This is a genomic window from Halorubrum sp. Atlit-28R (assembly GCF_003665955.1).
In the GTDB taxonomy this organism is placed as follows: Archaea; Halobacteriota; Halobacteria; order Halobacteriales; family Haloferacaceae; genus Halorubrum; species Halorubrum tropicale.
This window is the reverse complement of sequence record NZ_QPLS01000015.1, coordinates 40,835-62,850: the sequence shown is the minus strand read 5'-3', so window position 1 is coordinate 62,850 and position 22,016 is coordinate 40,835. Positions and strand designations below refer to the sequence as shown.

At 56.3% G+C, this 22,016-nt stretch carries 20 protein-coding genes; 16 read left to right on the top strand and 4 right to left on the bottom strand.

The window, feature by feature from the left end:
* Nucleotides 1-182: 182 nt before the first annotated feature.
* Both DVK06_RS16420 and DVK06_RS19395 read left to right on the top strand, forming a co-directional pair.
* Complete coding sequence (locus DVK06_RS16420; RefSeq protein WP_121601079.1) at nt 183-1,004, top strand: IS5 family transposase; 822 nt, start codon at nt 183-185, stop codon at nt 1,002-1,004.
* Between the two features lie 90 nt (nt 1,005-1,094).
* Nucleotides 1,095-1,655: a hypothetical protein gene (locus DVK06_RS19395; RefSeq protein WP_233561776.1), complete on the top strand. Its 561-nt coding sequence runs from the start codon at nt 1,095-1,097 to the stop codon at nt 1,653-1,655.
* 372 nt (nt 1,656-2,027) lie between these two features.
* On the opposite strand, the gene DVK06_RS16405 is transcribed toward DVK06_RS19395, so the two are convergent.
* Nucleotides 2,028-2,999, bottom strand: a complete 972-nt coding sequence (locus tag DVK06_RS16405; RefSeq protein WP_121601076.1) for a DUF3592 domain-containing protein — start codon at nt 2,997-2,999, stop codon at nt 2,028-2,030.
* A gap of 233 nt (nt 3,000-3,232) precedes the next feature.
* Between DVK06_RS16405 and DVK06_RS16400 the strand changes: the two genes are divergently transcribed.
* On the top strand, nt 3,233-4,909 hold the full coding sequence (locus tag DVK06_RS16400) for an ATP-binding protein (protein WP_121601075.1): 1,677 nt from the start codon (nt 3,233-3,235) through the stop codon (nt 4,907-4,909).
* A 139-nt stretch (nt 4,910-5,048) separates the two neighbouring features.
* Here the strand turns inward: DVK06_RS16400 and arsN2 are convergent, their stop codons facing one another.
* Nucleotides 5,049-5,492: an arsenic resistance N-acetyltransferase ArsN2 gene (arsN2, locus tag DVK06_RS16395; protein ID WP_121601074.1), complete on the bottom strand. Its 444-nt coding sequence runs from the start codon at nt 5,490-5,492 to the stop codon at nt 5,049-5,051.
* Between the two features lie 660 nt (nt 5,493-6,152).
* On the opposite strand from arsN2, the gene DVK06_RS16390 reads away from it, so the two are divergent.
* The 6 genes from DVK06_RS16390 to DVK06_RS16365 all read left to right on the top strand — a co-directional run bounded on the left by DVK06_RS16390 (nt 6,153) and on the right by DVK06_RS16365 (nt 11,230).
* Nucleotides 6,153-6,647 (top strand): DUF3592 domain-containing protein, encoded by a 495-nt coding sequence (locus DVK06_RS16390; protein WP_121601073.1) that lies wholly within the window; start codon nt 6,153-6,155, stop codon nt 6,645-6,647.
* A gap of 155 nt (nt 6,648-6,802) precedes the next feature.
* Nucleotides 6,803-7,030, top strand: a complete 228-nt coding sequence (locus DVK06_RS16385; protein WP_121601072.1) for a hypothetical protein — start codon at nt 6,803-6,805, stop codon at nt 7,028-7,030.
* 200 nt (nt 7,031-7,230) lie between these two features.
* Nucleotides 7,231-7,647: an SHOCT domain-containing protein gene (locus tag DVK06_RS16380; RefSeq protein ID WP_199718743.1), complete on the top strand. Its 417-nt coding sequence runs from the start codon at nt 7,231-7,233 to the stop codon at nt 7,645-7,647.
* Nucleotides 7,648-8,065: 418 nt separating this feature from the next.
* Nucleotides 8,066-8,917 carry a hypothetical protein gene (locus DVK06_RS16375; protein ID WP_321166965.1) on the top strand — a complete coding sequence of 284 codons (852 nt, stop codon included), beginning with the start codon at nt 8,066-8,068 and terminating at the stop codon, nt 8,915-8,917.
* 154 nt (nt 8,918-9,071) lie between these two features.
* On the top strand, nt 9,072-10,187 hold the full coding sequence (locus DVK06_RS16370; RefSeq protein WP_121601070.1) for a S49 family peptidase: 1,116 nt from the start codon (nt 9,072-9,074) through the stop codon (nt 10,185-10,187).
* Nucleotides 10,184-11,230 carry a hypothetical protein gene (locus tag DVK06_RS16365; RefSeq protein ID WP_121601069.1) on the top strand — a complete coding sequence of 349 codons (1,047 nt, stop codon included), beginning with the start codon at nt 10,184-10,186 and terminating at the stop codon, nt 11,228-11,230. The genes DVK06_RS16370 and DVK06_RS16365 overlap by 4 nt, the downstream gene beginning before the upstream one ends.
* Before the next feature lie 594 nt (nt 11,231-11,824).
* Here DVK06_RS16365 and DVK06_RS16355 read toward each other — a convergent pair.
* Nucleotides 11,825-12,478 carry a hypothetical protein gene (locus DVK06_RS16355; protein ID WP_121601068.1) on the bottom strand — a complete coding sequence of 218 codons (654 nt, stop codon included), beginning with the start codon at nt 12,476-12,478 and terminating at the stop codon, nt 11,825-11,827.
* Nucleotides 12,475-13,431 (bottom strand): GAF domain-containing protein, encoded by a 957-nt coding sequence (locus tag DVK06_RS16350; protein WP_233561774.1) that lies wholly within the window; start codon nt 13,429-13,431, stop codon nt 12,475-12,477. The genes DVK06_RS16355 and DVK06_RS16350 overlap by 4 nt, the downstream gene beginning before the upstream one ends.
* 544 nt (nt 13,432-13,975) lie before the next feature.
* Between DVK06_RS16350 and DVK06_RS16345 the strand changes: the two genes are divergently transcribed.
* The 7 genes from DVK06_RS16345 (at nt 13,976) to DVK06_RS16315 (ending at nt 22,000) form a co-directional block, all read left to right on the top strand.
* The gene (locus DVK06_RS16345; protein ID WP_121601067.1) at nt 13,976-14,731 is read left to right on the top strand and encodes a glucose 1-dehydrogenase; all 756 of its coding nucleotides are present in this window, start codon (nt 13,976-13,978) and stop codon (nt 14,729-14,731) included.
* 847 nt (nt 14,732-15,578) lie between these two features.
* Nucleotides 15,579-16,658 (top strand): glycerophosphodiester phosphodiesterase, encoded by a 1,080-nt coding sequence (locus DVK06_RS16340; protein ID WP_121601066.1) that lies wholly within the window; start codon nt 15,579-15,581, stop codon nt 16,656-16,658.
* A 328-nt stretch (nt 16,659-16,986) separates the two neighbouring features.
* Nucleotides 16,987-18,408 carry an ABC transporter substrate-binding protein gene (locus DVK06_RS16335; protein WP_233561773.1) on the top strand — a complete coding sequence of 474 codons (1,422 nt, stop codon included), beginning with the start codon at nt 16,987-16,989 and terminating at the stop codon, nt 18,406-18,408.
* 1 nt (nt 18,409) lies between these two features.
* Nucleotides 18,410-19,297 (top strand): carbohydrate ABC transporter permease, encoded by an 888-nt coding sequence (locus DVK06_RS16330; RefSeq protein ID WP_121601065.1) that lies wholly within the window; start codon nt 18,410-18,412, stop codon nt 19,295-19,297.
* Nucleotides 19,297-20,184 carry a carbohydrate ABC transporter permease gene (locus tag DVK06_RS16325; RefSeq protein ID WP_121601064.1) on the top strand — a complete coding sequence of 296 codons (888 nt, stop codon included), beginning with the start codon at nt 19,297-19,299 and terminating at the stop codon, nt 20,182-20,184. Before DVK06_RS16330 ends, DVK06_RS16325 begins: the two co-directional genes overlap by 1 nt.
* Nucleotides 20,181-21,332, top strand: coding sequence for an ABC transporter ATP-binding protein (locus DVK06_RS16320; RefSeq protein ID WP_121601063.1), 1,152 nt, complete (start codon nt 20,181-20,183; stop codon nt 21,330-21,332). Before DVK06_RS16325 ends, DVK06_RS16320 begins: the two co-directional genes overlap by 4 nt.
* On the top strand, nt 21,329-22,000 hold the full coding sequence (locus DVK06_RS16315) for an HAD family hydrolase (protein ID WP_121601087.1): 672 nt from the start codon (nt 21,329-21,331) through the stop codon (nt 21,998-22,000). The genes DVK06_RS16320 and DVK06_RS16315 overlap by 4 nt, the downstream gene beginning before the upstream one ends.
* The last annotated feature ends 16 nt before the right edge of the window (nt 22,001-22,016 follow it).

The window sequence follows — 22,016 nt, the reverse complement described above, 5'->3', positions numbered from 1 at the left end:
CGTTGAGTCGGCTTGTTTCCATCAACATTGTCAAGCGCCTCTTGGAGTTCTTCGACGGAGATCTCGTTGAGGTGATCCATTACAGGCAACATATCTCTCTGAGTAAAAAGTTCTACCGACTACTATAGCAGGCTCTGTTGAAATCCTCAGGGAGTTACATGTTCGCCGTGTAATTCGACGAGATGAAGGCCCTCCCGAAGTCGCAAATACTCCGGTTTACTGAAAAGGCGATTCATCTGGCACGGCGAGCGGTCTCTCGATATTCCTCGAAGTTCTCTAAACACCGCTACACACTCCCCCAGCACGTTGTTCTGCTGTGTCTCAAAGTTCGGAAAAACACGACCTATCGTGGTCTACTTGATGAATTAATCGAGATGCCACGCATTCGTCGAGTTCTTGGATTAGCCGAACTTCCCACGCCATCAACGCTCTGTAAAGCGTTCAATCGACTTGATATGGCTGTATGGCGTGCGATATTGACTCTCTCAGCGACGCTACTTCCGACAAGCGGCGTTGTTGGTGTTGATGCGTCAGGGTTCGACCGCAGTCACGCTTCGAAACACTACACGAAACGCGCTGAACTCACGATTCAGCAGCTCAAGGTGACGTTACTGGTCGATGCGAAGGTAAACGCGATACTCGATCTACACGTAACTACGACGCGGAAACACGATAGCCAGATTGCTCCGTCGTTGATCAAGCGCAATCCCGTGAGTATCGATATTCTGCTCGGTGACAAGGGCTACGACGACCAAAAGATCAGGCGACTTGCCCGGCAACACGGGGTTCGGCCACTGATTAAGCATCGTGAGTTCACATCGCTCCACAAGGCGTGGAACGCGCGCTTAGATACAGATCTCTACGGCCAGCGGAGTCAATCAGAGACGGTTAACTCAACACTCAAGCGGAAGTACGGTGCGTTCGTCCGGTCACGACGCTGGTGGAAACAATTCCGTGAACTCACCGTCGCCTGTCTCAGTCACAACATCGACCGATCACTCTGAGCGGTCAATACAGAGGGTGATTCAGCAGTAGCTACAGACGACCATTATGAGTGGTTATTTCAGTCAATCATGTATAAAACACAACCCACGATGGCTTCGCCCTCCTCCCGACGAGATGTAATTAAGCTCGCATCAGTGGTTGGATTTACTGGTCTCAGCGGGTGTCTTTCACCGACTGACGAGACTTCGCCGGTGAAATTGCTTTACATCATGGTGACGAACAACGTAGATCACGAACAAGAGATTGAATTAGAGGTCGTCACAAAAGGTAGTCCTGATTTCAGCGTAACTGTAGAAATGCCACCAGTCGGGACAGAGTCTTCGGAAGTCCCCGGCACAACGGCACCCAACCAGTTTATGATCGTTCCCAATACGAACAATCTCCACGCCGACACGGTAGTTAAGGCGCGCTACGCACACGCGGATTCGTGGGTTGAAACTGCGTTCACGGACGCGGATCATCGGCACGTTGCTGGGTGGATCACGTTGTGGCCCCCCGGGCCGGATGTCGGATATTACGAGTACCCAGAGGAGCCGAGTGGAGAAACCGGAGAGGTTGAAGGAGCGGGAATAACCGTGGACGAAGCGGAGCAGTTCGTTGAGTCGTTTATCGAAGACCAAGGAGACCGGGACTACACGATTGGTGATTAACAAACAGAAACTAGAGCCTCGTGCCTATGAACACATGCGCGCTGTATTCAGCACGGCTCCAAAAACATATCACCGGTTAAGGATTTCAACAGAGCCACCTAGCACTATCACTAACTGACGAATTAGGCGCCATCGTGGTGATTAGTAGACATGTTTGATGATATCTTTGAGTTCATCTTTGAACTACTGCTAGAATTGGTTCCAAACGTGATCTGGAAGGTTCTACTGAGTATGGTCGGGATCGCGATGACGGTCTTTGGCGCGACAAAAATCACAGAGTCAACACGACTAGGGGCCGCACTGATTGTCGTCGGTACATTTCTGTTTGTAGGCTCTCTCCTCTCGTTGTACCGATCGAGCTAATTCTTTTTATCACGACGCCGTCACGAGAACGAACGCGACGATACCGATGAGGAACACAATGAGTGCGAACACGAAGCCGGTCAGTTTCACTCGACGGCCATAGATATCGAGGTCGTCTCGGGAGTACATGATTGTAACGAGGCGAGACGGATGTCGGAACGGGCTCGGTGGCCGTGGGTCTGGAATGCGTTCACGCAGTCGTCTGTATTCGGTAAATGACCAAATGCCATAGAGTGTGAGCCCAAAGACAAACCCTAAAACCGATAGAAGGGCCGAAAAGAACGCGAATCCGACCGGGTCAGTCACACTGACCTGTAGTGATGATCCCTCCGAATTCAACAGAAGTGCCACTATAGTTACGAGAGAAAGGAAAAACACAGCTGGTGTAAACAACATGAGACGCTTACTAATTCGAGATAGTGTGTCCCGATTGAACCCGAACACCGTGTCATATCGAGTTGGCCCGCGTTCAGTTGTTTGACTGATCCCTACATTTTGGCCAGGGTTACGTGCCCCAATCGCATGAAGTGCTGTCAGGAGCGCCAGAAGACTCCCGAAGCCAATGAATCTGAACGGAGCAAATATCGTTTGTTGCTTGAGAAACCCTCCACTAGGGTTGTCGGGGGTAACGTAGGCTGTCGCTGTCTCGTCCGACTCGTACGGCTCAATAATACGTTGAGCGTCACTTCGTACGGTGTATATCGGCCCCGTTGAGCCTGGGAACACCTGTTCGCTCGTATATTCACGCCCCTGATATTCGTAGGTGTGCTCAACTGAGATGCGGTAGTAGAAGCGACGGCCGTTGGATCTGCTTATACTAGTGTCAACAACAGTTGTTTCGACAGCGACAGCATCGTGAACAGCGTTCGATTGCTGGACATAGTCATAAGCTCCATACCCAGCGATACCGAGTCCGAGAACGAGCGTGAGAAAAATTACCGGCGTGACCGTGACAGCCACTCCACGGACAGTAAACTCCATTTTACCTATGCCTTTTCAAGAAGACAAACAAGAGTAAATGAAGTGTTTCACCGTTAGCAACAGCGGTCCGCTGCTCGATCGACGTATTTGTGTTTCCGGACCAGTAACAGACATAATCAAATTATGGATGAATCAGTTGAACAACCAGCGTGAGTGACCGCAATGACATCAGTAACTGTCCAGCGGTTCAACGCTGTTCCATCTAAAAATCCGAAAGCGAATGCCCTCCACCAATGCTGCTCTCATTAGGACTCTCAGTTGCCGTTGATGTCGCCGCTGTTGGCCTCCTGGCGTGGGTAACATGGCACACTGCGAAGGATCGATCCCCGCCAAATGCTGTCCCCTTTGCGCTAATGACCAGCAGTCTGTTGCTATGGGCACTGCTCTCGCTGATTTCTGAATTTCCGAACGCGTGGGGGGTCGGATCGAATTTGGCTGCCATCGCACAGGTTGTCCCGGTCGTGTTTCTTCCCGCGATGTGGCTGGTCTATGTCCTTGGATATATCGGCCGAGAGACAGGCTTTACTTCCCTCCGAGGGGCGTTGTTTGTTCTCCTTGCGCTTCCGCTGATTGGGGCAGCAGCCACGTTCGAGGGTGACCCAACGCGGGAAGAGATTCGTCGCTCACTCGCGTCACTCGTCGGTACTGAACTGTTTTTATTGTTCATAATTTACGTCTACGCAGCGTTTCTCTTCCTCAGGTACGGTTGGAACCACGGGCGTGTTTCAAGGACACAGGTTGGGATCCAGCTGGGAGCAATCTCAGCACCATACATTATCGGGGGCTGGCTGGACGGGAGTTTGATTATCGATGGAGTCACTGGCGGGTTGTTAGTTTCGGGTGTGTTACTTGCCGTTGCGGTTCAACGCTATCCGGTATTGACGGGGTTCCCGAAGGCAGATTATGTCGCGCGGTCACGCGTCGTCGAATCGCTTCAAGAGGCGGTTGTCGTCGTCGACTGGGAAGCAAATATCCTTGATGCCAACGTGACAGCTGAAGGCTTGTTTGGGTGGGCGACACGAGATGTGATCGGGACACCACTCAACGTGGCTGTTGACGGATTCGACGGGATAGATCTGTCTGCTGGTACTACAGAGGTCGTCTCGCTTCAGACGACAAAGGGCCGACGTCAGTTTCAGTACACGGTCTCCGATGTCGAACGCCACGCGGGTGACAGCGACGAGGAACCCGTGGCGTGGACAATTGTTTTTCGAGACGTGACCGATCAGCGAACCCGTGAACAGCGGCTCTCAGTACTCAATCGAGTGCTTCGACACAACGTCCGGAACAAACTCGACGTGATCTTAGCGCATGCGGATCACGTAGAAGACGACACGCACCGGACAGTCATTCAAAATAGTGCCAGCGAACTCGCCTCGGTCAGCCGGAAAGCACGGGAGGCTGAAGCAGTTATGACCGACAGCGTTAGCGCCCCGTCAACGGTCAACATTGCTGCGGTCGCCCACGAAGTCGCCGCAACGGCCCGCGATGACTACCCGGATAGCAGCATCTCAGTCACTGCTCCGGAGCGGCTACAATTGACCTCCTATCGAACTGTTGTGCGACGGCTTATGACAGAACTCGTCGAGAACGCTATTGTTCACTCAGATGACCCCGCACGAGTCGATATCGAGGTCGAAACGACAACCGATGAAATCCCGCAGCTCCGCATCGCAGACAATGGGTCCGGGATTCCGGACCGAGAACGTGAGTTGTTGACCGAATCGAATGAAACGCAACTCGAGCACGGACTTGGTGTCGGACTCTGGTTCGTTAATTGGGCAGTAAGCCAATTAGGCGCTGAACTTGAGTTTCAGTCTACTGGTACCACAGGCACTACGGTAATCGTTCGTTTTCATCGGAACAGCGAGTCGATGCGGCAAGACTCAGACGGTAGTCACAGTAGGTAACAAGCGTATTGAAGCTGGAGTCTTAGCCGACGGTGGCTTTGTTGAAATCCTCAAAGAGTAATATATTGAACCGGGTCCTAGTCCGTACAGAAATCTCAAGAATCGCTCAGTACAGAGGGGCTAGAGAACAAATCTGGTGCTACAGAGTTTTCTTCATACAGGTGGCTGTTGAAGGGCAAAGGTCGTCGAACGCTGTAGTTTGCTGAATAGCTCTTGGAACTGTACTTCGATCTATTTCTACGTATCCTAGCTCGGTAAAGAAACCAGAAGCGTTCGTCGTCAACAGGTACAGCGTGTCAACGTCGGCAGATTGCGCTTCCGTTTCCGCAACCGCACAGAGCGCTGTTCCGTATCCCTGGCCTCGCACAGCTTCTTCGACGACGACCGACCGTAGAAGACCGTCAGTGTCATAAATTTCGATACCTGCGGCGCCGATCCGTTCGTCTCCATCGTAACCGATGTAGAAGCAGTCGGGTTTCGACCGTACGTCCTGAGACGGCAAGCCGTTCGCTTCAAGTTTAGTTTCGACATAAGAGAGAGTGGCCTCGTCCGCTCGTCGGAGCTTGAGGGGTGCTCCATTCATACTTCAGAGGAGTATCCGAAGCATCTAATAGTTTCGTCAGGTGTGGTCCTGTTCAATACGCATTTCTCACCAACCGGCTGATTCATCGGTGTATGTGTCTGAATAATAGAATTCCAACAAAGCCGGCTAGCAGTGTTTCAGGACGAGCAACACCCCATCCACGCTGTTCGGATTCAGTCTTGGCGGGTCAACCGACAGGTCCCTGCTCGTGGCGACGATAGCCTGTCAGTTCCGATACCGCACCGCAGTCGTCGACCGTCGGCGTCGGCGGGACGTGACCGCAATCCATGGAGACCCATGCGTTGCCGCATTTCGTCCGGAGACGGTTGGTCCACAACTTCACATTAGCCATTACTCTCACAGATTGGGCTGCTATCCTTAGCGACTCTACATTGACGACGATTGGACAAAATATATCATCTGCCGAATAGCTTTTAACAGAGCCACCATCTTTAGTCACTAGGTGTTTGAAAAACGGTCTGATGTATTCAGTCCTCCAACAGAACGGTCTGACATTCGGACGACGCATACAGCGGGTATCGCTGCTTCGCCTGTTATACTGCTCTCGGTGGTGTGAACAGATCCGTCTACAGTTGGCTGAACCCCGCAGCAACGCCCGACATTCTCCTCATTGTACGCGGCCTCGTGGTGATTGATAGTATGAGCGACGATTCAGGTGTGAATATTAAAGGCCCCGATAGCCTCAAGGGTGCGTTACTGTATATTCTCATTGGGATTGCTATCATCAGTTACGGGGGATACGATTACGTTCAACAGACGGAGGCAGTCCGGGAATCAGTCGAGGTTGATGCGACTATCACCGAACTCGACATCGAGGCTGATAGCGGAACGTCATCAAATCCGGGCGCCGATTTCGATCCGGTGGTTGAGTTTGAGTACACGTATAACGGAACTGAATATACTGGGACAAAAATCTATCCAGCAGATATTGAGCAGAACTACGAAACCCAGTCAAGCGCCGAATCAGCCATTGAGGAGTTCGAACAGGGGACACAAACAACCGCATATGTTTCCCCTGACCAGCCGGGAGATGCGTTTTTGAAAGATCAAACGTCGAACGCACCGATCATTGCGATTGTACTCGGTGGACTATTCACCCTCTTCGCCGCATTTTCTGCCGTAAGGAAACTCTAGCACACTGAAACTGCGCTGAGGGTGATCCGTTGGCGTAGAGCAGAATGTATTCGTTGTTTGTTAGGAATAGTAAGGATAAAAACTGTGAGCATTCTCTGTTTCTGAGCCAGAGAGTACAGGTAACATCTATACAATTGCCGGATGCTGGCTGAACTATGGACAGAAGCTCGAAGAGCCAGTTGTTGGTCTCCGGGGGAAGTCTTTTACTAGTATTCCAACTAATCGTGTTTCAAGGGGCGTTCAACATCGTCGAAACCCCTGGAGTTTCAGGTAGGCTGAGGGGTGTTCTCAGTGGTGGATTATTGCTCATCGCCACGATCTGTGTCGGTAGCGGAGCATATCTTCGGTATCAGCGCACGCTAGTTACACAGGGTCTACACTGAGCGCCTGAGCGTCGATCGATTTTTGTGAAATGATAGCATACGCTCAGTTGCTGATGCCCTCCGCAGATTACGGGGACGAGCCTCCTTTGAGGACCGGAGGGACAGGGGGCATCAGCCTTTTGTGTGCTGGTAGTACGCCTTTGATGGAGAACATTTAGCCGTATGTATTTCAGCTACGACCGCTAATTGTCGGCATGTATATGCCCTCCATCTTCAACCAACTAGACGATCACCCGGTCTCACTTGTGGCCGGATTTGTGACCGTCGCCGGAGTGTATGTACTCACTCCGGCAGTGTGGTATACGGCGTTGATCGCGGGAATGATCGTATCTGGCGTTCTTGAGTTCGCGATCAAGGAGGTACCGCCCGACACCGACGAGTACGATCCGGAACAGTACCCGCTGTGGGCAGCCGCGGATTCGGGTGATGCTCCAACCGACGGCCGCAACACCGACTCTACGGATGATGCGTTGTCAACACTCCAAGAACGATATGCCAGCGGTGAGCTCAACGATGCGGAATTTGAAGACAAAGTCGAACGACTCCTTGAGTCTGACAGAGATGACGCGCAATTGCATCTGGAAGAAGATTCTGTCATGGAAGAGTTGGAAAAGTAACTGTAGCCGGCTCCCGTACCTTGATTCTACAATTCCTCTCTGTGTTGGTTGATGAACACGCGCCTGACGGTTGTGCTTCCGAACCTGAAACACGTCTCCGAGCATTATCACCGAGCACACGTCTTCTGAAACGATGCCCTCCAAACGGACGTTCGCGAGGCGCTTAGGTGCGCTCGTGGCAACTGGGCTCGGTGTTAGTAGGCCCATTGGAGCACTGACTTCAGAACCCCCGCCCGCTGGAACGCTCGCAGTCAACGGAGCCGGTGAAACAGGACCGGCGTCTGGTAGCTCGGCCAACCACAGCTCTCCGCAGCAACTCCACTCAGCGGTTGCTAACGGGGAGTATAATCCGGCCGCAGTCACATCACGGGGAGTTGACACCGTGGTTACTGCGCGGTTTGATTCGAGCTTAGTAACGATGATGGGGGTCCCCCAGAAGGTTGCGGCTCCGACCCGAGACTTTCTTTCTCGGTACGACAGTGTATCGCTTGACCGACTCCAGCAGGTGGCTGGCGGAACCGCACTCACGACAGACGGCCCTGAGGGCTGTGGTGTCGTTGTCGGAGATATCGACGCACGGACACTCCGTCGAGAACTTGCCCGTGACGCCGATCTCATCCGAGAGCCAGCCACCAAGGCCGGCTTTACGCGGTTCAAATCGAAACGCGCTACCACGGCCCTTGGTGTTCGCGCGGATGAGATTGTCATCGGACACGCATCATCGATCAGCAGTGCGGTGACCCACCGTGACGCCGGTATCAGCGGCCTCGATGCGGGGCACTCACGGACAGAGACAGACTACGGACCGCTCCCGGCACGGCTCCGCGGAGACGCGACGGTCTGTGTTGACCTGGGGACAGAGACGCGGGAGTATCTACGACGTACGCTCTCGGACGCACCGGAAGCGCTCCGGACGGCGGTTGATGCGGCAACCGCAGTTGGCGTCGCTTGTGATGTGACCCAAGACAGCTCAAAGCATACGGAGTCTCTGTCAGCCACGCCTGCGACAAGCCAGCATGGCACTACCGATACTCTAACAACGACGTTTCGGTACGGCGCAGTAGCCGACCCGAAGCGGCTCGACAGAAAAACGGCAGAGGCGATTGCGCGTGCCGCCCACGAGGGAGAGTCTTCGTTTAGTGACGCAACCGTCTCCAGACACGGACGTACCGTGATACTGGAAACTGCCGCCGAGGGGGATATATTCGCGCCACATGCCGAACTAGCGGGGGTGACCGTTGGCGAAATCGAGTCGCTGTCAGACTCATGAACTCCAACATCGCGTCCACTCTCCACACACGGTATCGGTTTCAGTATGCCCCCAACGCAGCTACAGCAAAACGCTATCACCACGCTATCGATTCGACGATGCAAAACCGACACAACCTACAGATACGACCGCGGGACCGAGCGAGGATGGTATAATGAGTTCTGAGAAAGGCCCCGCAGAACCCTCAGATGAATCGACTCCGGATACGGACACGCGAACCGAGCATCACTCGCCGACGACCTCCGACCGCGTTCCGCCACGCTCCGAGTCGAGATCAGTTGTCGACCGGATCACCACTCGACACGCCGTCGGTGTCGCTGTGATGTTGGCGCTTGCTGCGGGGCTGTTCGTCGCTCCCAGCGTGTACGGCGCCGCAACCGGTCCGGACGGTACTGTCGCTGTGATAGAAATCGACGGGGCGATAGACTCGTCGACAGCACAGCACGTCGAAGACAACCTCCGTGACGCCCGCATGAACGACTCCATCAAGGCGGTCGTCTTGGAAGTCGACAGCGGTGGCGGCCTGCCAGCTCAGAGCGAACGGATGTACGCCGCGGTTGACCGTACCGCCTCAGTGATGCCGGTATACGCCGCAGTAGATACGCTCGGTGCATCCGGCGCGTATCTTGCGATCGCGCCCGCCGACCGCATCTACGTTGCTCCGTCTGCGCAGGCGGTCGGCAGCGTCGGTGTCGCGGGGGCTGCGCCGGCTCCGAGTGGACCAAACGCAGGGACATCCGGGCCGGACAAGCGAGGGAGTGACCCTGATACGCAGCGAGAGCGGCGAGAAACGCTCGCCAATCTCTTCATCGAGAACGTGATCGAACAGCGTGGCGACGAGATCGAACTTGACCGAGAAGCGATCGCGCACGCCGACGCCTACCTCGGAACCGAAGCCGTTGAAAATGGATTCGCGGACCGGTTTGGGTTTGTTGACGGAGCAGTCGCCGATGCCGCAGCTGAAGCCGGTATCGAGGACTACACGGTCGACACGCGTCGCACCGAAACCCGTGTTCCAGGGAGCATTCCGCTGTTACAACAGGATGACGGCACCGTCGTCGTTGTCGACGACTCTGGAAGTGGTCTTAACGACGACCTCATTCTCGCGGTAGCACCGCAAACGTGGGACGAAACTGTTGGAGAGGGGATAGTTATGACAAGCTACACCGGACGACTGCCCGCGGACCAACTCATTAGTGAGACGAATGCCGACGACACTGGCGCGCAACACGACAATCCCAACGCGACGAACGGGGGTGAGGCCGCATGAGCGTTAATCTCCGAACAGCAATCGGGGTATTCGCGCTCGTATTCCTCGCTGTTGTCGGCGTCGCCGCAGCCGGTGGCGTCCTCTTAGATACGGCCCCACCAGACACTGAGCCCGTCGCAGACGATCACTGGCAGTTGGACGCCGTCGAACCAGAGACCGTCAGTGAGGGCGGTGAGATCGAAATGGAGAGCAACGAGCCGTCGAACATGGTTGTCGTCCATCTCGGAGGTAGCACGACCGGCGCCGGAGGTGGGCTACCAGTACTGCCGGTTGAGGATGGTAACGCCCCTACGGAGGCAGATATTGGGACGCTCGGTGGTGAACGGCGTAGCGTCACACCGCTTACTACAGCACTCATTGAGAACGGCCACGAAGTTCGGTTCTACGGCGGTATCAGAAGCGGTGAGCGGCTCCAGTCGCTGCTCACTGACGCGGACGCGTTCGTGACGACTGCCCCCGGCGCACTCTCGGGACCGGACGCTGATGCCGTCAACTCATTCGTTGATGCGGGTGGTCGAACCCTCGTGACGAGCGACCCGGGCAACGCCGGGGCATTAACCGACTTCGGCTCCCCGTTCGGCGTCTACGGTGACGCCGGCTATGTGTACGACATGGAGCACAACGATGCGAGCTACCTCAGCGTCCTCGTTGAACCACCTGAGTCGACACCGCTCACTGACGGGGTTGAGCAGGTTGTCCTTCGTGGTGCTGCGTCTGTGGGCTCCGCTGATGACTCGGCAGCGCTCACGACGGCGGAGACGTCGCGGCGTTCCACCACTCGGGAGCCCGGCTCATACACGGTCGCAGTACGGAGCGAGTCACTCGCTGTGGTCGGAGACTCGAGTTTCCTCGCGCCCGAAAATGCCCATCGCGCCGATAACGGTGTCTTCATCGGGAACCTCGCTGACTTCCTCGTGAGCGGTGACGCCCCCGATGTGTCGTTCGGACCCCCGACCGGGCCGGGTGGGGGAACCCCACCAGGCGGAGGTGTGCCTCCCGGTGGCCCGGCCCCGCCTGAGCCGCCGGAGAACGCGACGGCCTAGCATCGGCTCATCACCTCGACTGGGTGAATATTTGAACTACTCTTAGTCGCAACTATCCTGTTTTCCCCATCTACGAAGTTGGTCGATTCGACCGCTGATCAACATAATACCTCCTACGGTTTCGTCGTCAGGAGAAACTTATCTCAAGATCGTCTGTTTGAGGATCTAAGCTCCCTATCCATGCCCGAATCGTTCCCATTGGTACGAGATACAACAACAATACGAGTCGTGAGGTGACTTCAGTATCTAATGCGATTGCGGTACCCACAACCACAAAGGTGACAGGGACAACCACGTAGAGAATCATAAACAGCAACTCAGTAACTGGAGCAAACGCAAACTGTATCGCGTCCATTGGTGACTTATTTTGATATGATTGATCCGCAATGAAGTATCGCCAGACCCGCCTCAGTTGGAACAACACGTCTCCTGTATGTTAGAAGGTATCACAGAATGGCCGTTACGGGCACCGTGAGAGAACGCTTGCCTAGTTGAGTTCGAACAATAGTGTCGAAAAAGAGAACTACTTTTGGTAGAAATCGCTATACAGCAGGTATGTGAACTGTTCTATGACACTCTCTGTATAACATTAAGTCATAGTGAAATATCGAGGGTCCCATCGCTTCCGGGTATGCCAGAGATCTCGAGCGTGGCCTGATTTCGCCCAGTCATTTCGACCTCGATTCTGGCAGTAAACGAAGTTTCCATACCTTTGATCATACTATCGACATTAGTGTTCATATCGGCACTTCGGTCGATTGCGACAACCCCAATTCCGTCGCCACGTCGGAGGTCAGTCAAGAAATTTGAATTGAGGAACCGAAAGACCGATCTCGTATCGTCAACTTCGCTGGCGATCGTCGAACAAAGGAAAATACCAGACCGGAAGCGGGCAGCTGACTGTTGCGATGCAGCGACGAGACTCGAGAACTGCATTCCGGTCTGCGTGAGGTCTCCGATATCATCGATAGCGGAGACATCATCGCCGCGAGCCGGTCCCTTCGCAGTCAATATGGAAGCTCGGGACCCTGCACCGTCCCGGGCGGCGTTGAGTGTCCGCTGGATTGTTCGTCCGCCGGCATTCGTTGCAAGGATAACGGCTCGCTCATCCTCTTCGGGGGCAACAAGACGTGAGAAGATAGTTTTCAGTACATCCGTATCTGTTCCGGTAAGAAGAATTGAACAACCGTTTTCGATCTCATCGATCGGAAGTTGCGACGTACCAAACTCGTCAGCGTGAACGCTCACTGTCCGACCTCCACGCGGCGGCTTGCGCGCACAGACTGCCGAAGCTCTAAGATTTCCATCACCGTTTCGGCAAACTGCTCGAGTTGCTGTCGTTCCGCTTCAGTGTACGTCCTTGGCTCGTGGTCTAATGCACACACTTGCCCAATGACGTGACCGTCCGGAGTCGTCATGTTGGCGCCAGCATACGAAACGATTCCAAGATTCTCTAGCTGTTCGTTTTTGCTGAACCGATTGTCATTAGCGATGTTTTCAACGACCATAACGTCCTCCTGTAGCATACTGTGCGTACACATCGTGTCTTCACGCGTCAACGAGTCCCAATCTGCGCCAGTACACGCGAGGAAATTCTCCTCGTCTTTCTCCAACAAACCAACGAACGCAACCGCGATATCGAAGTGCGTCGAAATGAGGTCAGTGATACGCTGGAAGCTCTTTTCGATCGGTAACTCGTCGATATCATACTCTTCGAGCGCTTTGAGCCGTTCCTCTTCGTTGTCCGGAGTGAGAAACCCTACCTGTGCGCTATGGTCGATAACATCGTTAATAATGAAGCCAAGACGGTCCTTCGCGTCTGGCAAGTCTCGATTGAGATACTCAACAAGTACCTCCTCAAACGATTTGGTGTCGATATCAGATGGCGAAACGTCGGTGAACAACACTACCGGTGTCTGTGGAATACGATCTCTAACATGTTGGATAATGTCCATCCCGTTGCCATCGGCGAGCGTATAAGATGTAACGACTCCGACGACAGACCCGTCATTGATGATATCACGGGCAGATTCAACTGATGTAGCTGTTACTGTGGTGAGATTCTCTTCATCCTCAACTGCGGATGACATCGAAGAGATTCGATCTTCAGTATCAACGCACAGCACCTTACGTGACATAATAAAAATTTGCTCTTCTACGTTTAGATAGCTACTGCCCAAATTATCAAAAATAAAATTCATCTACTGCATGATTTACATTTTAAAATATATAATGAGTTGCTGAATCCGATGACTGCGTAGGGATCACTGCTTGAGAGCTTGTTCGAGGTTGTAGACTGCGGCGGTCAACACGAGTTCGTGGGACTGGTGGTACCAAGCGCGAGGGTGGACAGCGGGTCCGAACCGACGCTTGATTGTCAAAAAGGCGGTCTCGGCCATCCAGCGCTGGCCGTATAGCCCGCTGTCCAACCGCGCGTTATTTGGGCTTACTCTGTTCAGTGGCGTAGCGCGGCTGTTCGCACTCGCACTCGCCAGTATGGAGATTGTGGTGGTCCCGCAGAGACTGAAACGCGCAGCGTAGCTTCACATATCGGACGCCGTGTGTGAGCTGAGCTTGAAACGGACGAAGATACCTAGTTTCTTAACCTACAACAGCTGGCAGCACCACCAGTTGTTGGTTAATATTGATAGACAGCCACTACTGGACAAACTCTCGCCGGCAGATATATCACGGTTGTTTGTTAATGTTTAACACTCCACGTGAAACAGCGTGGTGGGAAATACTATGAACGGAATACAAGACGGAGTTGCGGTCGTCACTGGCGGTGGATCGGGAATTGGTCGACAGTCGTCGCTTCGGTTCGCCGAGGCAGGAGCAAAGGTCGTTGTCGCCGATATCGACGAAGATGGCGGCCATGAGACGGTCGAGATGATCACGAGTGACGGCGGCGAAGCGACGTTCGTCAAGACAAACGTGACCGACTCTGACGATGTTGACGCCATGGTACAGACGGCGCTCGACGAGTACGGCGGGCTTGACTTCGCACACAACAACGCTGGCATCGCAGATGAGGGTACCCGCCTTGCTGAATACGACGAGGAGCAGTGGGATCGGATGATCGACGTGAATCTGAAAGGCGTTTGGCGATGTCTGAAAGCCGAGATCTCAGAGATGATTGAACGAGGTGGTGGGGCTATTGTCAACACTTCCTCAGTCGCTGGCGTGAGTGCGAACGGAAGCGCGCACTACGCGGCCAGTAAACACGGCGTTATTGGACTAACTCGGCGGGCAACGGTTGACTATGCTGAGGATGGAATCCGGTTCAACGCTGTCTGTCCAGGTGTCATCGACACGCCAATGGTCCAACAGGCGGGAGTGGACAACAGTGAAGAGATGGACCGCATTACTGCGGGTATCCCAGTAGGACGCCTCGGTGAGCCCCAAGAGATAGCCGATACAGTCGTTTGGCTTTGTTCTGAGGATTCCTCCTACGTGATGGGCCAGCCAATTATTGTCGACGGAGGGTTGCTTGCTCAGTAGCTGAATAGATACCGCAGCGGTGGCTTTCATTTCGGCGGCAACATGGTGTCTCCGTACACCGCAGTGCTGCCGCGATGAAGATCTCGTAGAAGACATCTCACACCCAACACCAATCGCTCAAGGCAAAGCGTTGCGTAGGAAGTTCAGCTAATCTGAGGGCAGAGCGAGTGCGAGACATCTCAACCAGCTCGTCAAGTTCGATGCCGAGACGCTCTAGATGTTCGTGGAGTTCGTCTAGCTGCCGAGAGACACCTTCGTCTGATGTCGAAACACGGGCGTAGATTGCTGTGTCTGAGGGTCCGTTTCTGAGTGCGCGCTCTTGTATTAAACAAGTGGGACACAGTTTCGGAGGGTAGGCCAGTTTTGGATCGAATCGCCATCAAGCCGTGGTGATAGAGATACGAGCGCATACCCCCGCCTTGCCGTGAGTGACGAGTGTTCCGACAGAGTGTCGCAACCGAGGAACGAACAGGCGGGGGTCAAGCGGACATCATTCTCAGCAGTCGGGGGTCGATTTTGAATCCTTACTCTCGAATTACGGTCGTGGGTGCGCTCGGATCTTCCTAGACATCGGCTTCGCTACAATGCCGGCCACCGCGACGGCCCCGGTAGCTTCCAGCCTCACCGTCGGAATGCGCCTCAACGAACGCGTGAACGTACGAGCCCAGCGCGAGGTCTTTCACGCCCTTTTCGCGATCATCGGGAGCCAGCTGATCCTCGGTAGCGCAAGAGCCGCGTAGCCGGTACCGCTGGTCGCCGACGACCCCTATCGACACGTACACAATAATATAGACGCCTCATGATACCACATACCAGCCGCTATATCCGATTCGCGAGAAGGGAATATATGGCTCGCCGTCTTCCGGAACTGTCTGCAGTCGAGACGCGACAACCGACGCACCGCCGCCGGGTGCTCAAGGGCACCGTCGGTATCACAACGGCGGGTGCGCTCGGGGCTGTGTACACCGACGGTGGGCTGGAACCCGAGGACGCTAACGAGACGAGTGACGCAGCAGCCGCGCAACGTCGGGACAGCGGGGTCGGTCCGGTAGACGCCACTCCAACCGGTGAACTCACCCTCATCGCGCACCGTGGCTTCGCGGGAGAGAACCCAGAAAACACCGTCACCGCTGCTCAGGCGGCCGCAAGCGAGAGCGGATCGACGGATGACGAGGGAACGACGACCCGCCAAGCCGACGTCATCGAGATCGACGTCGTTCCGACAGCCGACGGCGACGTGGTCGTGTTCCACGACAACAACTTAGCAGGACGCGGTGGCGGCGATCGCGGACTCACGGACGAGACGGGCGTCGTCTGGGAAACCGAGACGACGGCTGTCACCAGTGCGGAGGTACTCCAGAGCGGCGACACGGTACCGCGCCTGTCAACGCTCCTTGAAGCCGTCCCTCCCGAGGTCGGGGTCAACGTGGAATTGAAAAACCCCGGCCGGTACGACCTGCGGTTCGACGAGAAACTCTCTCCAGACGCACTTGCTGACCGCAGAGCTGCTTGGCAGCCATTTGTGGACCGAGTTGTCGACATACTCGACGCTCACGACAACGAGTTTCTTTGTTCGTCATTCTGTGAGGGTGCGCTGGCCGCGACGCGCGACACGTCATCGTATCCGGTCGCTCCTATCGTCTACGAGTCGGTTGGCGACGGACTCGCCATCGCTCGGGCACACGACGCCGCAGCGGTCCACGCCCCGATGAAGGTAATATTCGGAACTCCGTTTCACGATCCGGCGATCACCGCCGGCGTGGACCTCGTCGCCGAGGCGCACGCCGACGGACGTGAAGTAAACGTGTGGACAGTCGACACGTGGTATCAGGCCAGTCGGCTTGCTGCCGCCGGCGTCGACGGCATCGCCGCCGACTACTCCGGTCTGCTCCCCGCTGCCGGTGAGACGTCTGCCGGAGACACGTAGTCCTGAGCACGACGCGAGCGGCCGGTCGACGGAGACCAGGTGTGAGCGCGCCGACGCGGCCCCAGCTCTGTTAGTGGCGCCCTTCGATCGACTCTTCTTCCTCCGCCGTCGATTCTCGTCGATTAACTCTTCGTGGTCACGACGGGTTACTGAGCGACGGTGTCGATGGGGTTGTCTCAGCGATGTTTCGCAAAATACCCCAGAACCCTCTAGATCGGTATGTACAGGTACGTATCAAGGGGGGAGTAATAGTAGCGGTGATTACCACCTACTACTAATCATTTCAAATATTATAAAATGTTAAAATGAAACTAATATACCTCAAGATGTGGTGGACGCAAACGACTCACACAGTGGTCGGCGTAGATTTCTTCAAGCAACCGGTGCGGCCGCCGTCGGTCTTGCTTCCGCTGGATGTTTAGGAGCAACATCAGGAGGTTCGGACGGCGCTGATGGCTCGGACGGCTCTTCCAGTTCCACGAACAGTGCGAACTCCGAAAGCAGCGGTGAGACGACTATTAATTGGTGGCACGCGATGGGGGGAAACCTCGGCGAAACGGTCGACGCGCTCGCGGCCGACTTCAACGAACAGTCCTCCGGCGTGACGGTCGAAACGAGCTACAAGGGAAGCTATGACGAGACGCTGAACGCGGTCACCTCAGCAATCGGTGCGGGCGAAGCACCGGAACTGGCACAGATCGTCGACCTCGGGAGTCGCCTCGCGATCGACAGCGGTGCGTTCGTCCCGATGGAGGAGGCGCTTCCGAGCGACCGGATCGACTGGTCCGACTTCCAAGACCCGGTCATCGATTACTACTCGTTCGACGGCACGGTGTACTCAATGCCGTTCAACTCCTCGAATCCGATTTTCTATTACAACAAGGACATGTTCGAGGAGGCCGGGCTGGACCCCGAATCACCGCCGTCGACGCTCGCGGAGGTCCGCGAAGCGAGCGAAACCGTCGTCGACCAAGGGGTCGCGGAACAAGGAATCACGTTCGCCAACGTCTCGTGGTTCCCTGAGCAGTGGTTCGCGGAAGCGAACGTCCCACTCGTGAACGAAGAGAACGGTCGTGCGGGGGACCCGACCGAGGTCAATCTGGACACCGAGACGGCCGACCGGGTTTTTAATTGGTGGGCGGAAATGTACGCCGACGGCCTGTACAACCACGCCGGTGTCGGCGCCTGGGGCGCCGCACAGCAGGCGTTCCTCAACGGACAGACCGCGATGTGGATCTCGTCTACGGCCGGCGTCGCTTCGGCGACTGCGGGAGCCGAGGAGAACGGCTTCGAACTCGGGACGGGGTACTACCCGACGGCCGGCGACACCCGCACCGGCGTCGTCATCGGCGGCGCGTCGCTGTGGATGACTCGTGGCCTGTCCGACGAGAAGAAGCAGGGACTCACCGACTTCCTCCTCTGGCTGGCCGAGGCGGAACAGCAGGCGTTCTGGCACCAGAACACCGGGTACTTCCCGGTCAGCGACAGCGCCGTCGAGTACCTCGAAGAAGACGGATGGTTCGACGAAAACCCCAATTTCCAGACCGCGTTCGACCAGCTTCAGGAGACGGAACAGACCGTTGCGACGCAGGGGTGGCAGGCCGGACCGGCGTCGAAGGTTCGGACGATCATTCAGGACGGCTACGTTAGCATGATCAACTCCGATGTCACCGTCGATTCGAAGCTCGCGGAAATGAAGTCGGAGGCTGACGACGCCCTACAGAGCTACATCCAGAGCAAAGGCAACTGAAATGGGCGTACACGAGAACACATACGATAGTTCGCTGGGGGCGTACCTCCTGCTGCTGCCGACACTAGCGGCGATCATCGCGTTCCTGTACTACCCGTCGCTACAGACGCTCCGGTTCAGCTTCTTCCAGACGTTTTTGTTCGGTCAGAACACCCGGTTCGTTGGACTGGCGAACTTCACCGACCTGTTGGGGTCGCAAGTGTACCTCACGAGCGTCGGCCTAACAATGGCGTTCGCGGTGATCGTCGTGATCGGATCGCTCGCCGTCGGCCTCCTCGTCGCGTTCTTGTTGTACGAGGTCAGCGACGGGAAGGCCGCGTACCTGATCGCCGCAATTTGGCCGTACGCACTGCCGACAGCCGTCGCAGGAACGGTCCTGTTGTTCCTTGCGCACCCGAGTGTCGGTATCTACACGCACTACCTCGAGGCGTGGTTCGGAATCGAACTCGACTGGTTCACCGTCGGGTGGCAGGGGTTCGCCGTCGTCACGGTGGCGGCGATCTGGAAACAGGTCGGGTACAACGTGATATTCATGCTCGCCGCGTTGAACAATGTGCCTGAGTCGCTCAACGAGGCGTGTCGGCTCGACGGAATCGAAACGTGGCGCCGACTGGTGCGTGTGTACCTTCCGCTCATGTCGCCCACGTTGGTGTTCTTGGTTGTGATCAACACGATCTACGCGTTTTTCGGCAGTTTCGCCCTGATCGACTTAATGACGCAGGGGGGACCGACAAATGCCACCAACTTGATGATATATCAGTTGTACCGTGACGCCTTCCAGTTCAACAACCTCGGTCTCGCATCCGCGCAGTCCGTGATTCTGTTCGTACTCGTGGCGGGACTCACGTTTGTCCAACTGCGCGTTTCCGACCGCTACGCACACTACTAATGTCACTCGACACTAACAACATCGCGACCGACGTTCGAGAGCGCGGACCGCTGTCGGCGATAGCCGACACACAGGTACTCCCGGCGCAGTGGCGCGTCCACATCGGACTCATCACTTCTGTCTTAGTGATGGCCTCGCCGCTCCTGCTTGCGTTCGTAATGAGCACCCAGACTGTTCCCGAAGTGTACGATATCACGGACATTGGCGTTGGCAGCGACGGGCTGGCAAACTACGCCGAGGTGTTCACAAAGTACGGAATGGCATCGTACATGTTCAACTCTTTAGTGATGTCTATCGTCGTCACCGTCGCGAAGATCGCCGTGAGCCTCCTCGCCGCGGTCGCGCTCGTTTTCTACAACTTCCGGTTCAAGAACGCGATCTTCTTTCTGATCCTGTTCACGCTGATGTTCCCTGTCCCGGTACGAATCGTCCCCTTGTACGAGATGATGGCCGCACTAGGATGGACGAACACGCTGCTGGCGCTCACCGGTCCGTACGTCGCGAGCGCGACCGCTGTGTTCCTCCTCCGCCAGCACTTCATGTCGATCCCCGATTCGCTCGTCGAGTCGGCCAAAGTCGACGGCGTCGGTCCGCTCCGCTTCCTTTGGAAGGTGCTGATCCCGATGTCTCGGGGGATGATAAGCGGTCTCAGCGTGATCACGTTCATCTACGCGTGGAACCAGTACCTGTGGCCGCTGATCGTCGTCTCTGACCAGAGCAAACAGGTTGTACAGGTCGGTATGAAATACCTCCAATCGGTCGGTAACGCTGGCCAAACCGACTGGGGGCTCATCATGGCGGGCGCCGTGTTGACGCTGCTGCCGCCGCTGCTGGCGCTCATCGTCTTCCGAGGCCCGCTGCTGGAAACCTTCGGACTATCAGAATGACCGGAATCACAACGACAGACCTGGTGAAGCGCTTCGAAGATGTCACCGCCGTTGGCGGCGTCGACCTCAACGTCAAAGACGGCGAGTTCCTCGTCTTGGTCGGTCCGTCGGGGTGCGGGAAATCAACTACGCTCCGACTCCTCGCGGGCCTTGAGTCTCCGACGGAAGGTTCCATCGAGATCGCTGACGAGGTCGTGACGACTGTATCGCCCGCCGCGCGCGACGTCGCAATGGTGTTCCAGAATTACGCGCTGTACCCACATATGACTGCTCGAGAGAACATGACGTTCGGTCTCGGAACGGCCACCGATTTCACCGACGACGAGGTGGCAGAGCGGGTCGCAGACGCGGCTGAGATCCTTGACATCGAAGACCTCCTTGATAGGACTCCGTCAGCGCTTTCCGGGGGCGAACAACAACGCGTGGCCATCGGGCGGGCGCTCGTTCGCGATCCGGAGGTGTTCCTAATGGACGAGCCGCTCAGCAACCTCGATGCGAAACTCCGCGTCCAGATGCGTGCCGAACTCGCCGAGCTCCACGAGCAGCTTCGCACGACGACGCTGTACGTCACGCACGATCAGGTCGAAGCGATGACGCTCGGCGATCGGGTCGCGGTCATGTACGACGGCGAGATTCAGCAGGTCGCACCGCCACAGCGGTTGTACGATGCGCCGGCGACTCAGTTTGTCGCCGAGTTCATCGGTAGTCCGGGTATGAACACCGTCGAGGGGCTGCTCGAACAGCGTGGGGACTCTGTCCGCGTGACGTGGGGCGAGAACAGCGTTCCGTTGCCGAGTCCGGTCCCCGACTCTGTGACATCTCACGCGGGAGACCGTGTGGTTCTGGGTGTCCGTCCCGAAGACCTGTCACAGGACATGAACGGCCCGCTCAGCATGGATGTCACCGTCACCGAACCGCTCGGTGATTCGCTGTTGACCCGGGGCACGGTCGGTGACATTGAGATGGAAGTCAGCCTTCCGCCGCGGTCGGCGGTCGAAGTCGGTGACGTGCTGTCGTTAACCACCGATCCCGAACGGCTCCACTTGTTTGACCCCGAGGCCGGGGGCGCGTTCTATCACTCCGCCGAGAACGTCGCCTCAGAGTCGACCGACCAGCCCGCGCACGAGGCGCAGTGGAACACGACATGAGTCGGATCGAAACACAGTACAACGCGATCGTCTTCGACAACGATGGCGTCCTCACCTATCCGACGGACGAGTCGGTCCTGACGGAAGCGTCGCGGCGGGCGTTCGCGGCGTTCGACGTCGACCCGACACCGAGCGATGTCCGGTCGCTCGTCGACGATCTCTCGGTGGAAACGGTGCGCACGCTTGCCGAGCGGTACGAAGTTGCCGCTGACGCGTTCTGGCGTCGTCACGAGACGGAACGCACGGCCCGCCAGTTGGCGGCGATCCGAGACGGTGAGAAGCCGCTCTACGACGACGTCGAGATGCTCGCCGACCTCGCGGTCCCGACAGCGATCGTGAGCAACAACCAGCACGCGACAATCGAACACATTGTCGCGGAGTTCGGTCTGGAGGGGATGTTCGAAGCGTACTACGGTCGAGAGCCGTCGCTTCGCGGACTGGAACGTCGCAAGCCGGACCCGTCGTATCTTGAGGCGGCGCTCGACGAGTTGGGCGTCGAATCGGCGTTGTACGTTGGTGACAGCCGTGTCGACGTGGCGGCGGCTCGTGCGGCCGGCGTCGACGCCGCGTTCGTGAACCGACCGCATCGCCGCGGGTATCGTCTCGATATCCGACCGACGTATCGCCTCGATAGCCTCGCCGAGCTCGCGAACCTTCCCACGAAGTAATCCACGGTCCGCTACC

What these genes read in the sequence shown, in the direction of transcription:
- DVK06_RS16420 (WP_121601079.1), top strand. Translation starts at nt 183, where the DNA reads ATGAAGGCCCTCCCGAAGTCGCAAATACTCCGGTTTACTGAAAAGGCG.
- DVK06_RS19395 (WP_233561776.1), top strand. Translation starts at nt 1,095, where the DNA reads ATGGCTTCGCCCTCCTCCCGACGAGATGTAATTAAGCTCGCATCAGTG.
- DVK06_RS16405 (WP_121601076.1), bottom strand. Translation starts at nt 2,999, where the DNA reads ATGGAGTTTACTGTCCGTGGAGTGGCTGTCACGGTCACGCCGGTAATT.
- DVK06_RS16400 (WP_121601075.1), top strand. Translation starts at nt 3,233, where the DNA reads ATGCTGCTCTCATTAGGACTCTCAGTTGCCGTTGATGTCGCCGCTGTT.
- arsN2 (WP_121601074.1), bottom strand. Translation starts at nt 5,492, where the DNA reads ATGAATGGAGCACCCCTCAAGCTCCGACGAGCGGACGAGGCCACTCTC.
- DVK06_RS16390 (WP_121601073.1), top strand. Translation starts at nt 6,153, where the DNA reads ATGAGCGACGATTCAGGTGTGAATATTAAAGGCCCCGATAGCCTCAAG.
- DVK06_RS16385 (WP_121601072.1), top strand. Translation starts at nt 6,803, where the DNA reads ATGGACAGAAGCTCGAAGAGCCAGTTGTTGGTCTCCGGGGGAAGTCTT.
- DVK06_RS16380 (WP_199718743.1), top strand. Translation starts at nt 7,231, where the DNA reads ATGCCCTCCATCTTCAACCAACTAGACGATCACCCGGTCTCACTTGTG.
- DVK06_RS16375 (WP_321166965.1), top strand. Translation starts at nt 8,066, where the DNA reads ATGATGGGGGTCCCCCAGAAGGTTGCGGCTCCGACCCGAGACTTTCTT.
- DVK06_RS16370 (WP_121601070.1), top strand. Translation starts at nt 9,072, where the DNA reads ATGAGTTCTGAGAAAGGCCCCGCAGAACCCTCAGATGAATCGACTCCG.
- DVK06_RS16365 (WP_121601069.1), top strand. Translation starts at nt 10,184, where the DNA reads ATGAGCGTTAATCTCCGAACAGCAATCGGGGTATTCGCGCTCGTATTC.
- DVK06_RS16350 (WP_233561774.1), bottom strand. Translation starts at nt 13,431, where the DNA reads ATGAATTTTATTTTTGATAATTTGGGCAGTAGCTATCTAAACGTAGAA.
- DVK06_RS16345 (WP_121601067.1), top strand. Translation starts at nt 13,976, where the DNA reads ATGAACGGAATACAAGACGGAGTTGCGGTCGTCACTGGCGGTGGATCG.
- DVK06_RS16340 (WP_121601066.1), top strand. Translation starts at nt 15,579, where the DNA reads ATGGCTCGCCGTCTTCCGGAACTGTCTGCAGTCGAGACGCGACAACCG.
- DVK06_RS16330 (WP_121601065.1), top strand. Translation starts at nt 18,410, where the DNA reads ATGGGCGTACACGAGAACACATACGATAGTTCGCTGGGGGCGTACCTC.
- DVK06_RS16325 (WP_121601064.1), top strand. Translation starts at nt 19,297, where the DNA reads ATGTCACTCGACACTAACAACATCGCGACCGACGTTCGAGAGCGCGGA.
- DVK06_RS16320 (WP_121601063.1), top strand. Translation starts at nt 20,181, where the DNA reads ATGACCGGAATCACAACGACAGACCTGGTGAAGCGCTTCGAAGATGTC.
- DVK06_RS16315 (WP_121601087.1), top strand. Translation starts at nt 21,329, where the DNA reads ATGAGTCGGATCGAAACACAGTACAACGCGATCGTCTTCGACAACGAT.